Annotated in this window: 11 protein-coding genes; 5 read left to right on the forward strand and 6 right to left on the reverse strand. The window is 56.5% G+C overall.

The window, feature by feature from the left end; genetic code table 11:
* Window positions 1-124: 124 nt before the first annotated feature.
* Together Y5S_RS11495 and Y5S_RS11500 are read left to right on the forward strand one after the other, a co-directional pair.
* The gene (locus Y5S_RS11495; RefSeq protein WP_035233098.1) at window positions 125-313 is read left to right on the forward strand and encodes a Trm112 family protein; all 189 of its coding nucleotides are present in this window, start codon (window positions 125-127) and stop codon (window positions 311-313) included.
* Window positions 314-331: 18 nt separating this feature from the next.
* Window positions 332-1,393 (forward strand): phospholipase A, encoded by a 1,062-nt coding sequence (locus Y5S_RS11500; protein ID WP_035233100.1) that lies wholly within the window; start codon window positions 332-334, stop codon window positions 1,391-1,393.
* A 415-nt stretch (window positions 1,394-1,808) separates the two neighbouring features.
* On the opposite strand, the gene Y5S_RS11505 is transcribed toward Y5S_RS11500, so the two are convergent.
* The 6 genes from Y5S_RS11505 to Y5S_RS11530 form a co-directional block, all read right to left on the reverse strand.
* On the reverse strand, window positions 1,809-2,939 hold the full coding sequence (locus tag Y5S_RS11505; RefSeq protein ID WP_231552673.1) for a DUF3570 domain-containing protein: 1,131 nt from the start codon (window positions 2,937-2,939) through the stop codon (window positions 1,809-1,811).
* A complete protein-coding gene (locus tag Y5S_RS11510) occupies window positions 2,930-3,148 on the reverse strand; it encodes a DUF4266 domain-containing protein (protein WP_231552674.1) in 219 nt (72 codons plus the stop codon). The genes Y5S_RS11505 and Y5S_RS11510 overlap by 10 nt, the downstream gene beginning before the upstream one ends.
* Window positions 3,145-3,636, reverse strand: a complete 492-nt coding sequence (locus Y5S_RS11515; protein WP_035233105.1) for a TlpA family protein disulfide reductase — start codon at window positions 3,634-3,636, stop codon at window positions 3,145-3,147. The genes Y5S_RS11510 and Y5S_RS11515 overlap by 4 nt, the downstream gene beginning before the upstream one ends.
* Before the next feature lie 17 nt (window positions 3,637-3,653).
* Window positions 3,654-4,313: an outer membrane beta-barrel domain-containing protein gene (locus tag Y5S_RS11520; protein ID WP_035233108.1), complete on the reverse strand. Its 660-nt coding sequence runs from the start codon at window positions 4,311-4,313 to the stop codon at window positions 3,654-3,656.
* Window positions 4,283-5,038, reverse strand: a complete 756-nt coding sequence (locus tag Y5S_RS11525; RefSeq protein ID WP_231552675.1) for an SH3 domain-containing protein — start codon at window positions 5,036-5,038, stop codon at window positions 4,283-4,285. Before Y5S_RS11525 ends, Y5S_RS11520 begins: the two co-directional genes overlap by 31 nt.
* Window positions 5,039-5,102: 64 nt before the next feature.
* Entirely contained in the window at window positions 5,103-7,721 is a 2,619-nt protein-coding gene (locus Y5S_RS11530; protein WP_035233110.1) for an HzsA-related protein, read from the reverse strand.
* Between the two features lie 190 nt (window positions 7,722-7,911).
* On the opposite strand from Y5S_RS11530, the gene Y5S_RS11535 reads away from it, so the two are divergent.
* The 3 genes from Y5S_RS11535 to Y5S_RS11545 are packed head-to-tail and all read left to right on the forward strand — an operon-like array spanning window position 7,912 to window position 13,116.
* The gene (locus Y5S_RS11535) at window positions 7,912-9,090 is read left to right on the forward strand and encodes a hypothetical protein (protein WP_081939743.1); all 1,179 of its coding nucleotides are present in this window, start codon (window positions 7,912-7,914) and stop codon (window positions 9,088-9,090) included.
* A 4-nt stretch (window positions 9,091-9,094) separates the two neighbouring features.
* Window positions 9,095-11,539 (forward strand): LamG domain-containing protein, encoded by a 2,445-nt coding sequence (locus Y5S_RS11540; RefSeq protein ID WP_035233115.1) that lies wholly within the window; start codon window positions 9,095-9,097, stop codon window positions 11,537-11,539.
* 8 nt (window positions 11,540-11,547) lie between these two features.
* A complete protein-coding gene (locus tag Y5S_RS11545) occupies window positions 11,548-13,116 on the forward strand; it encodes a general secretion pathway protein GspF (protein WP_231552676.1) in 1,569 nt (522 codons plus the stop codon).
* Window positions 13,117-13,166 lie beyond the last annotated feature (50 nt).

Below are 13,166 nucleotides of genomic sequence, written 5' to 3' on the forward strand. Positions count from 1 at the left end.
CAAACCCTATGATTTATCTGGCCTTTCTTAAAATTTCGCAAAATTAAACAGGCTGTTTATCACTTCACCGTTTCATCGCTTATCACTGCTATACTCCGGCCCAGTTGATGAAGGAATCATGAATATGCTCGACCCCAATTTGCTCGATATCCTGGTTTGCCCCGTCAGCAAGGCACCACTGATCTACGATGAGAAGCAGGCAGAGCTGAAATGCAAGGCCAGCGGCCTGGCCTACCCGGTACGCGATGGCATTCCTGTCATGCTGGAAGAACAGGCCCGCGCACTAAGTGACGAAGAGATCAGCAACCTCTAACCGCAACGAGGAGCCTTCATGCAACGCGCCCTTGTGTTCGGCCTGTTTGTACTCTGCAGCCTGACCACTGCCGCCCTCGCAGAGCCGGCCACCGAAGAGGAACAGGCAGACGCGGCGGTTCCTGCTGAGGGGACACCACCCAGCGCCATGACACCGAAACAACGTCGTGATGAATGCCTGCTGCGGAGTGTGCAAAGCGCCGATAACCGGGTCACCGTGGAAGAAATGCGAGGCTGGTGCGATACAGGCGAAAACGGACAGAAAATCAGCGCACACGAGGACGCACTGCGTGCCCGGCTGGCGTTGGAGAGCAACACCAGCGGCAACCCCTTTGTGATTACGCCCCATCGCCGCAACTACCTGATGCCGTACAGCTACTGGTCCAACCGCAAGTGGAACGACCCGGACAAGGACGACAGTGAGCTGCAGCCAACCGAAGTATTGTTCCAGCTGTCGCTGAAAGCGCCCATCAAGGAAGATCTGGTGGATGATGTCACCCTGTGGATGGCGTTTACCGGTACCTTTTACTGGCAAGCGTACAACAAGGAAGAATCTGCCCTGTTCCGTGAAACCAACTACGAGCCGGAGATTTTTATTACCAAACCGGTCGACTGGCAATTCGGTGCGGTAGATTCTGAACTGGTAGCGCTGGGCTTCAGCCATGAATCCAATGGCCGGGACGTGCCGGTATCTCGCAGCTGGAATCGTATCTTCTTTAATTACGTCGCCCGCACCGGTAGCTACTACTGGTCGCTGAAACCCTGGTACCGAATCCCGGAAACAGAAAAAGACGACCCTCTCGATACTCAGGGAGACGACAATCCGGACATCGAAAAATACATGGGCAACTTCGAACTGGAAATCGCTCGCCCTTTCGGCAACCACGTGCTTGAAGTGATGGTGCGCAACAACCTGCGCTCCGATAACAAGGGCGCAGGCAGGCTCAACTATTCGTTTCCGCTAAGCAAACGATTCAAGGGCCTTGTGCAGCTGTTTACCGGCTACGGTGACTCCCTGATCAATTACGATGATTACGAAAACCGGTTCAGCTTTGGGATCCTGCTGACGGATTCGCTTTAGGAGTTTCGAGTTTCGAGTTTCGAGTTTCGAGTTTCGAGTTTCGAGTTTCGAGTTTCGAGTTTCGAGTTTCGAGTTTCGAGTTTCGAGTTTCGAGTTTCGAGTTTCGAGTTTCGAGTTTCGAGTTTCGAGTTTCGAGTTTCGAGTTTCGAGTTTCGAGTTTCGAGTTTCGAGTTTCGAGTTTCGAGTTTCGAGTTTCGAGTTTCGAGTTTCGAGTTTCGAGTTTCGAGTTTCGAGTTTCGAGTTTCGAGTTTCGAGTTTCGAGTTTCGAGTTTCGAGTTTCGAGTTTCGAGTTTCGAGTTTCGAGTTTCGAGTTTCGAGTTTCGAGTTTCGAGTTTCGAGTGTCGAATAGAAAACTACCCGCGCACTTCTGAACGAAATGTTTTTTGATTTTCGCAACTCGACACTCGAAACTTCCTTAATACCACACCGTAAAAAGCAGCCGCGTCACCGTCGCATCAAAACTGTACAGCGGCTCTTCGCCCGGCAAGGTTTGCACACGGATATCGCGGAAATTGTTGTAATCAAACTGGAAGCGATCCACCCAGAGATGTAACCCGGCACGATTAAAGGTGTACCTGTCTGCCCGGTTGAACTGGATCCCCACGCCCACCCCCAGCACGGTTGACTCGAAGTCGCTTAACTCCTTGTCCCTTGCCAGGAAGTTACTGGCATCCTGGAAAGGAAAAAGGTCCGAATAGAAATCCGCCTGACCCTGGCTATAGCGGCGATAGCGCGTCTCCAGGGTCCACCGCGTACCCAGTGGCTGGATCAGCTTTAGCTGCCAGCTGTTGGCATCAATTCCCCAAGAGTCATCATACATTCGGTATTCACCATGCAGACCGGCTCGCCATGGCAGGTAATAAGACACCGCCAGCGTCGTTGCCTCACTGGTGCGGGTACGGGGATAACGCTCGGGCTGAAAACTGTAGCCTCCACCGCTATTGAGGTAGCGAACTGATCGATAGGGGTTATTGAGAAACCCCTCATCAGTAATCAGCTCGTGTGACAGGCTCGCCACCATATCGCGGGTTAACACCTGCGAGAGGCCAATACGAAAATGCTGCCGGTCTGCTTCATCTGCAAAGGAAGTATCACCAGTACGAAACACTTCATCCTTGCCCATGGAATAACCCAGCCGCAGCGTAGTCAGATCACCAAAGAAATCCTGACTGAGATCAAAGTGCGCAGAACTGGCCTCAAAGTCATTTTCCTTACTGCTGCCATAACTCAGGGAATAGATGGACTTGCCATGCAGGTAGTCCACCCCGACACTTTTCTCGGTTCGCTTCTCTGTATAGGGGCTGGCACTGGTGACCACATCAATGGAAGCGGCGGAGACCTCGTCCACATAGTAATTGGCGCTCACCGCCACTTTGTCCGCAAACGATTTGCGCACCAGCACCGACGGCCCTTCGATTTCCATGCCGCCGCCATCGTATTTATGCACCATGAAATCGAAGCGGTCTTCTGGCAGTACGGCTGCCAGCAGACTCTGCGACCAGAACAGTCCGACCAGCAGCCACCAGCTACAACGTGTCAATTGCACCCGCAGCCTCCCCCAGCGCTACCCTCTGCGCCGCGCATGGCTTCCCGGGCCTGATGAACATGATGCATATAACTTTCTGCCACCGGGTGCCCTGCCGCATTCATCACCGGGTCAGCCAGCCGGGAACGCTCGTAGGGTTTGACCCACGGTTTGACCGCACATCCAGCTTGTAAAATGACCACCAGCAGCAACGCAACCCGCATCGTCATTCCAGCACCAGCGCCTTGACCTGCTGTTCGTATTTATCCATGAACCCGTCCTTGTAACCACGATGGTGATAACGCACCACACCATTACGATCGATCAACACCGTGGTCGGCATCGCATCTACCTGATAGGTCTCACTGGTGCTGTTTTCAGGATCAAAAAGTACAGGAAAAGTCACCGGCACCTTATCAAGCAACTTCAGGGCACGGCTGCGTTCCTCATCAAGGTTGATACCAAGAATAGTAAAACCGTAGTCCTTGTACTGGCGGTAAAGCTCATCCAGCAGCGGCATCTCGGTACGGCACGGCCCACACCAGGACGCCCAGAAATTTACCAACACCACCGTGCCGCGCAACTCATTCAGTTTGACGTTAGCACCATCGAGAGATTCGAGAGTAAAGCCAGGTGCCGGCTTACCTTCCTCTGCCGCCATCACCGGCACTGAAACTATCAGCGCCACAGCCATCAGTATCGTCGTTATTGTTTTCATTGTTCGCTCCCCATCGATCAGAAAAACAGGCTAACGCCCGCGCTGAGTTCCAAGTTGTGTGTCAGCTTGTCATCACCCAATACATCAAGATTGAAAAGATGATCTTTCATATCCACCCGAATGGCGGTGAAGTCATTGATCAGCAAGCGATAGCCAATCCCGAGACTCAAGGTGAAATGCTCATCGCCGGCAAAATCGGTCATGCCTGCACCACCGAGAACATACAGCGAATTATTGAAAGCCCGGTTTCGTGTCAGGAAGGCTTCACCTGGCAGCAAGTTATAGCCTACCGCCGCCTGATAGTAGGTGAACTCCCGCTCCTCATCCGTGAGTAGTTGCACGCCGGCATTAAGTGTTTCGAAGCTGGTCTCATCCGCTTTGGCCCGCCCCAACATCGCTTCGAAAAACACATCTTCCGACAAGTGATAATTCAGACGCAGGCCCAACACAGGCTGAGTGCCAAAATCCTCAATAGAAATCAGGCCGGTATAAATACCCGCTTCAAAATTTTCAGTATCAATCTCTGCATCGGTAATACGCCGCCGTTCGATACGGGGGTCCAGCACCGATTCCGGGCGAGAGTCCCGCACCGTGGCGTCCTTCTCTTGCGACGTCTCCCCATTAGCCAGCAGGGGAAACAGCAAGCTCAGAACAATACAGAAAAGCCGAGTTTCCATTCTTCCAGATTCCGATTTTGATTTTCTTCGGTGAACAGCACATAACTGCGGTATTCACTACGCAACACAAAGCCTCTGGCCAGATAGAACTTCAAGCCAGCACCACCTTGTGCATAGTTTTCTTCACGGTTTTCAGGACGCACCAGTGTCGCACGGGGCTCAATAACTGCCCTGCCCGTTCCCAGCATGAAATACGGCGACAATCGCCAGCGAGGAAAAATTTCATGCTGGACATTCAGCTCCAGCAACCGGTTATTGGAGAAATCCCCACTGGCCTGGGTATACATGGATTCCACGGTCAGATTTTCCGTGAAGCGATAACCCGCAGCAGCGGACAATGAAGAGGCGCCATCAAAAGCACCGCCCAACAAGGAAACATGCCAGTGATTCCTGAATCTGTCGTCGGCAGAAGACAGAAGCGCCGGAGCCGCCCCGGTCCCATCCTGAGTTTCCTGCAACGCCTCGCGCGGCACCCAACCCATTTGACCTCGCGCGGTTTGCACCTTGATCCAGCCGCCTCGCTCGAAGAGCACTGTTAACGGAGCATGGCGCTCCACCACATGGAAAACCGGATACCCGCGCCCCGGGCCGGTATGCACCTCAATGTAATGCGTGTCTACCTTGACCTGCACCGGCGGGGCCTCAGCGGGCTCTGCCAACGCCCAAGGGGCCAGAACAACGCAGACCGCCCACAGCAGCATTTTGAAATAAACTTCGGACCACACGGTGGACGCATTTCCTTCTGATATTTTGATACGTACCCGTTTATTCAGGCACTCACTCAGGCGCTTACTCAGGCACTCTGAACGGGTCGTTGTATTGTTGGGCACCCAAATCAATCCACTCTGACAACAGACGTATCTCTTCCACCGTTAGCCAGCCTTCATGACTTCCTCCAGCCTCGAACAACGCGAAAAAGCGAGAGGAGTTACGCGCTTGTCCTGCGCGTACTGGTGCCGAAATTTCGACAGGCTCAACAAGCGGGATGGGATTGCCTAATCCATCCAGAATCAGATCGCCGTTGTCATCCGTGCGGTACACGATATTCCCTTCGTCATCGAGCACAATAGCCAAACGGTCTATTAATGCCCCGTTGACTAATTGTTGCTCATTGTCATCGAACAACAGTTCATGATAACTGGTGAGCTGATTGGGCTGCTCCGGAGCAGGATCGGCCGTTAATTCCAGCTGCCCAGGCGGTACCTGAAGCGCATTACTGGCATCGCGACGACTATGGCACTGCGAGCAGGTTACATCGCTATCCACGCCATTCACCAAGGCCGTACGCGGCAGATCCCAGATTGGCTGGATGTGGTCAGGATAATGAATCACCGCGCGACACCCCGGCTGCCAGTCGCCCTGGCAGGTCACACTTACCGGCATCTCGGTCTGCAGGCCGCCATAGCGTATTTGCACTTCAGCAGCAGGATCCGGTGCCGGGTCCGTCCACACATCGTCTGCAATCATATCCATCATCGGCAGCACCCGCTCCGGGTAAAGCCGGGTCAACGCCTGTGCCATGGTTTCCCCCTGATCCGCAAAGCTCACTACATCGGTGCGGGTATTGGGAAATGGCGCGCCGGTGAGCGGTGCTCCGGGATTGATTGAAGCATTCAGGCCCTGCTGCCGACCATGGGGCAGCGGGCTGTTTCCGCCATGGCAGCCCTGGCATTGCAAGGTTTCTCCGGGACGCAGGGTAATCCAGGCTCCGTGCCTGCCATACACAGCCTTGCCATCGGCACCGACCAGCTGAAGACTCAGCGGCACATCCGCCGGCACCTGAACCCGCGCAGAACCGTCTGGCTCCACCGGTACATAACCAACAATTTCCCGCATTCCAAAAGCAGGCAGACGCCCTATTCCGCTGGCAGGAACATTACGTACCTCCCTGCCCGGCAGAGGGACCCCTTTGATCACTCGCAGGAAACGCACACGACGCTGTGACGGAGTCACCGTGCCCGGATCGGCGAATCCGGCGAAGCTTTCCCCCCCTGCAGGCAAAGGGTCCATGAATCCCGAAAATTCACCATCCAGGTCATAAATACTGCGAATATCCAACAATGCCTGATTGGCATCCTCCAGCACCGTTTCGCGCTCAGGCAGCGAGGCCAATGCTGGCAGCCGAGTGGGCGTTGCCACCGCCAATTCAGTAATCCAGAGTCCGTCACGGGGTTGCACCACAGGCCTCTGCACACGCTCTGCAGGATCAAACACCCATAACCCATAGGCGGGTGGCGCAGCAGGCAATCCACGCGACAAATAGTCAGGGGTACACGGGCGCAAGGTACCATTGTCGTTCAACCGGCAAGGAGACCATGCCATCAAGAAACGCCCAGAAGCATCGTTCATGGGGATCAAATCGGCCAGCCAGCCTGCCGCACTCGCGGTACCCGGACGCGCGGAAGGTAAATCAAGACTCTGCTCGGCTGCGCCACTCACCACCCCGTGCAGGGGCCCCTCACGATTCACAAAGCCGTCCACATTCAGTGCAGCAGGTACGATCGCCAGCTCACGGGATTCCACCGTGCGCAACGCGGTGATGACCTTGCCATCCGGGCTCATGCCAAGCGGCAGAAATTGACGGCGAACATCCCCCACCCACTCATGGCTATTGGCGCCATAAAGCGGCTCAACCGCTGTGCCATCCGGGTTAACCCGGTACAGATCAAACCGGTTTTCGCTGTCCTTGTTGTCCCAACGCTGAAACAGGATACGGCCGTCCGCCATCACCAATGGCGCAACATCATGACTGGCGTTGAACGTGATCTGCTCCACCCCGGTGCCATCCGCATCCATCACGTGCAAGGCAAACGCATGAACATCGCGACGCTCTTCGAGGGGATAATATTGCGGGCGTCCTTCATCCAGCATCCGCGCCCGGGTTTGCGGCTGGCGGGTGGAGGCAAAGACGATTCGACCATCTGGCAAGTAGGCGGGGTAGCGATCCTGGCCCTGTTCGGCCAGCACCTCACTAATCATCACCCGGCTGGCAACACCCGTGGCGAAGTCGTACTCCCAGATATTCCATGTCGGCTGTTCATCCTCGTCCAGATCCGGGATCTCAGGCGCACGGGCGGAGAACAGCATATGGCTGCCATCATAACTGACCTGCAAATCACGGATATCATGGCCACGGCCAAGCAAGGGGGTTGTCACATCCCGCGCCACCGCCCGACTGGAGACCCCCTCACGCACCAGCAATCTGGCACCGGCAAGAAAGCGCGCCGGATCCTGCAGGGAATCCGGTGCATCGTCGTCCATACCCACGACTGGCACCGTACGCTCCACATACGCCAGAGGCACATCTGTCACTGAGGGATCTTCCCCTTGCTCTCCCCCATCCAACCCGCCACAGCCGCTCAAGCCCCCAAGCAGCCCCAACAGGAGGGAAAATTTGCGTATTTTCACCCACCCATCCGTATTTCTTAGATTTCTGTCAGTATCGCGAACAAATTATTAGATTTCTGGGGCACCAATCACAGTGCGACACCCTGAAGGTCGTACAGAATAACAGCGGGTAAAGGGAACACAGTTGAACACTGGTAACAGCCGGCTTGCCGCTCGTCGAAAACAAGGACAACAAAAGGGGATGCCTCCAATGCGACGCACCTTGGGGATCGTGCTGACAGCAGCATCAATGCTACTGCTCAGTCAGCAAAGTCTGGCCAACAGCCGCGATCAGGCACAGCGTATTCATAACCGCCTGGCAGGGGTACCGGCGGATGCCACGACCCTGACGCAAATGGCAACGCTGATCGACAACAACAATGCCCAGGCCGCCGCAGAACTGGCCATGGAGCATCCGGCGTTCTATAGCGTGACCCTGAAACAGTTTGCCACCCCCTGGACCAATGAAGCCCAGGACGTGTTCGCCGAACTGAACGACTACACCGCCACCGTCATCGGTGTGATCCGTGACGACGTGGACTTTCGCCGCATCCTGTTTGCCGACCTGCTTTATGTGGGCAATGCCAGCCCTGCCGCAGCTGCAGACAGCAACGCCCATTACCGCAACCTCGAGTCCAGCCATGCAGACCTGCAAGCGGTGCTACAACCCTCCAGCCAGGTGAGCCAGTACGGCACCCCGGCACAAGCTGTGGCCGGTGTACTCACATCTCGGGCGGCCGCCAATGCCTTTTTCTATGCGGGCACCAACCGGGCCATGCTGCGCTTCACCCTGATGAATCACATGTGCCGCGACCTGGAGCAGGTCAAGGACACTACCCGCCCCTCCGACCGCATCCGCCAGGATGTCAGCCGCAGCCCCGGTGGCGACAGCCGTATCTTTCGCAACAGTTGCATCGGCTGCCACAGCGGCATGGACCCGTTGGCCCAGGCCTTTGCCTACTACGACTGGGAAGGGGATCAGGAAGGTGATGGTGGCCGCATGATCTACAACACCGGCAACGACCCGGATACCGGCACTCGCGTACAGGGCAAATACCTTATCAACAGTAACAACTTCCCCTGGGGCTATATCACCCCGGACGATCACTGGGACAACTACTGGCGCGAAGGCCCCAATGCCAACCTGGGCTGGGACGGCGCTCGCCCCGGTAGCGGCAATGGTGCCGCCAGCCTTGGCGAAGAGCTGGCCAACAGCGAAGTGTTCGCCAGCTGCCAGGCCGAAAAAGTGTTCAAGGCTGTTTGTTTACGCAGCCCCGCCGACAGCGCCGACACCAGTCAGCTGGCCACCATGACCAGCGCCTTCAAGAATGATAACTACCGCATGAAGACCCTGTTTGCTGATGCGGCCACCTACTGCATGGGGGACTGAAGCGATGCGTATCAGACTGCTTATCAGCACCCTCTCCCTCGCTCTGCTGGCCGGATGCGGCGGTAGCAGCAGCGGTGCCGGCACAGAGAACAATCCGCCACCCAGCGGAGGCGACCAAACCAACTATCAAGGGCCGGCACCACGTAACAGCGATGTGTCCGCATTCAAAATCTACATTTGGAATAACCTGGTCAGTGAGCAGCGCTGTGGCGCCTGCCACCGCAGCCAACAACCCGGTTTTGTACAGACCGGGGACATCAACGCGGCGTATGCCGCAGCCAATCCGTTGATCAACCTGAATCAACCTTCGGCATCTCAGATGGTGCAGAAAGTCGCGGGCGGTCATAACTGCTGGGAAAGCAACCCTCAGGTATGCGCAGATCAGATCAGCACCTGGATCAGTGCGTGGGCAGGAGAAAGCCTGGGGCTCGGCGGCGGCACCACGGAAATCACCGCCCCTCCCATCAAGGAACCGGGCAACAGCAAAAATTTCCCGTCCGATCCAGGCCTGTTCCAGACCCATGTTTATCCACTGCTGGATGATTATTGCTCTGACTGCCACCAAAGCGATGCAAGCACACCACAAAGCCCCTATATCGCTTCTGACGATGTGAACGAAGCCTACACGGCGGCGCAGAGCAAAATAGATCTGAACCAACCGGAACTCAGTCGTCTGGTCGAACGGCTTCGCGAAGATGCCCACAACTGCTGGAGTGACTGCAGCAGCGACGCGCAAAGCATGGAAGATGCCATTCGTGTCATGGCCAACAGCATTACTGCCACCGCACCCGATCCTGACCTGGTTCTCAGCAAGGCCCTGAATGTGGGCGATGGCACATTGGCAGCAGGTGGCGGCCGCTATGAAAGCAACGTCATTGCCCGCTACGAATTCAAAACTGGGGAAGGCACGGTTGCCTATGACACCTCGGGGGTCGATCCGGCAATCAATCTGCAGTTTGTCGGCGATGTGGCCTGGGAAGGCGGCTGGGGCATTCGCCTCAATGGCGGCAAGGCCCAGGGCAGCACCCTGACCAGCAAAAAACTCAGCGACATGATTCAGGCCACCGGAGAGTTGACGCTGGAAGCCTGGATCACACCGGTCAGCACAGGTCAGGATAACGCCCACATCATCAGTTATTCGGCCGGCCCCGACACGCGCAACCTGACACTCGCACAAAGTGACAGCGACTTTGTGGTGTATCAGCGCACTGGTGAATCCACAGATCTTAACGGCGAACCGATCCTGGCAACCGATGACATGCCTCTCCAGGCCAGCCAGCAACATATTGCCGTCACCTATGATCCCGTGAACGGCCGCCGTCTCTACATCAATGGCGAGCTACATCCCACCCAGGACCCGGCCACTCCCGGCCTGCTCAATACCTGGGACGAAACCTTCGCGCTGATCATGGGCAACGAAGCATCCAATGATCACCCCTGGGAAGGCGTGATCCGTTTTGCCGCTATCCATAATCGCGCCCTCACGGCCCAGCAGGTGCAAACCAACTTTGCCGCCGGTGTCGGTGAACGCTTCTTCCTGCCATTCTACATCGGACATCTGATTAACCAGCCCGGTGCCTATGTGGTGTTTGAGGTCTCGCGCTTCGATAACTACAGCTATCTGTTTGCGGCTCCCTACTTCATCAACCTGGAACAAGAAACCGTAGACAGCAACACCCCCATGGAAGGCCTGCGCATTGGCATCAACGGTCGCGTCCCGGAGGTGGGGCAATCGTTTGCGCCACTGGATACTGATCTCGGTGGCGAGGGCTACAGCAGCCAGGGCGAAACCCTGTCACGGCTGGGCACCCTGCTACCGGTAGAGCAAGGCCAGGACAATGACGAGTTTTTCCTCACCTTCGAGCGTCTGGGCAGCCACACCAATGTCTTTACCGAACCCACCCCTCTGCCTCTCGCCGCCAACGAATACGGTGAACAGCCAGAAGTGGGCCTGCGTGATTTTGCCGAAATCAACGCCACCATGAGCGTACTCACCGGAGTCCCTGAAACCCGTGGCGAGATCCCGGATACCTACCAGCGCCTGCGCACACAGCTGCCCAGCGAAGAAAACATCGAAGCCTTTCTCACTGCCCATCAGATCGGCATCGCCCAGCTGGCCATTGAATACTGCAACGCACTGGTGGAAGCAGAGCGCAGCAACGACCCGAGCATTACACCGCTGTTCCCGTCCATGAATTACAACAGCGACGTGACGACCATTACCGAACAGCAATGGCGGGATCGAGTGATTGATCCACTGTTTGAACGCATGATCGGCAACGGCCAGGCACGTCAGCCGCTGCGCGCAGAAGTTGGCGATGAACTGGAACATCTGCTGTTCGATACCAACCTGACCCAGTGCAGCAGCAACTGCGCGGAACGCACCGCTACCGCCACCAAGGCTGCCTGCGCCACCGTACTGGGCAGTGCATCCATGCTGGTGCAATAAGGGGGAACATGATGATCAAGCGACACTTTTCCAAAAAACGTCAGCAGCCCCTGCATCCGGACGCCCCACTTCTGAATCTGGGCCACGGCAAACCGGTGACCCGTCGCGATATGCTGGGTCGAGGTCTGGTCAGCGGCGTTGCCTTCGGCACGGTCGGCATGTTCGGCCTGTTCAGTAACCCCCGGGAAGCCATGGCCGCCCTGTCCTCCGATCTGGAAACCATCAAGACGGACTGCGGCATCGTGGCAGACGGTGCCGGCAAGATCCCGTTTATCTGTTTCGATCTGGCCGGCGGGGCCAACATTTCCGGTTCGAATGTCCTGGTGGGCGGCCAAGGCGGACAGGAAGATTTTCTGTCCAGCGCGGGCTATTCCAAACTGGGCCTGCCTGGCAACCTGGCCCCCAACAATAATCCCGGACTGGTGAATCGTGATCTCGGCCTGGCCTTCCACAGCGATTCCGCCTTCCTTCGCGGCATCATGGAAAAGGCCTCGGCGGCAGCACCCAATGTGAATGGTTGCGTTATCCCAGCCCGTTCGGAAAACGACACCGCCAATAACCCGCACAATCCCATGTACGGGATTTTTACCGCCGGTGCTGACGGCGAGCTGATGTCACTGATTGGCTCGCGCAGCTCCCTGTCCGGGGGCAACTCACTGGCCCCGGATGGCTCAGTGGTTGCATCCGCTCGCCCCACCAAGATTGATCGCTTTTCCGATGTAACCGGTCTGGTGGATACCGGCAAACTGGTAGGACTGCTCAGTCCGGAAGATGCCACCTCAGTGATGGAATCCATTGCCCGCATAAGCCACAAACGCATCGACCGCATCGACAGCGGCCTCACTGACGCCAACCGGCGCAGCAATCTGCGCGATCTGCTCCGCTGTGGTTATGTGGAAGCAGCGGACATCACTGACCGTTATGGTGATCCTACCCCGCTGGATGTGGAGGAAGACCTGGATATCCTGTCGATCTTTTCTGCCAACGAATTGAATGACCGAGAGTTTGCCAAGACCGCCTCCATCATGAAGCTGGTGGTCAACGGCTATGCCGGTGCAGGCTGTATTTCCATGGGCGGCTTTGATTATCACACCGGCGAGCGTGCCACCGGCGAACTGCGCGACCTGCGCGCCGGGCGCTGCATGGGCGCCTGCCTCGAATATGCCCGCCGCAAGGGTGTCCCCATTATGCTGTATGTGTTCAGCGATGGCTCTGTGGCCAGCAACGGGCGCATTGATGATTCGGTGAACGGCCGCGGCAAAGGTGAATGGACCGGTGACAATTCCTCCACCGCCGCTTCCTTCATACTGGTCTACAACCCGGCCAGCCGGCCCAGTCTCAACAACGGCCAGCAGCAGCTCGGCTGGATGCGCCCGGATGCTTCAGTGGAAACCGCTGGCAGCCCGGCCGCTAACAACGTGAACTTGCTGGCTGAAACCGTCTGGCTCAACTACATGGCCCTGCACGGAGAGCAAAGCCAATTTGCCAGCCGCTTCCCCAATCACAGTCTGGGCAATGCCACATCCCAGGATCAACTCACTGCATTCGAGCCGATTGTGAACGGGACGATAATGTAGAAAAGTTACGAGTAGCGAGAAGCGAAAATCTTTTTTGATCTTCGAAACTC

Source organism: Alcanivorax nanhaiticus, assembly GCF_000756665.1.
Classification (GTDB): domain Bacteria; phylum Pseudomonadota; class Gammaproteobacteria; order Pseudomonadales; family Alcanivoracaceae; genus Alcanivorax; species Alcanivorax nanhaiticus.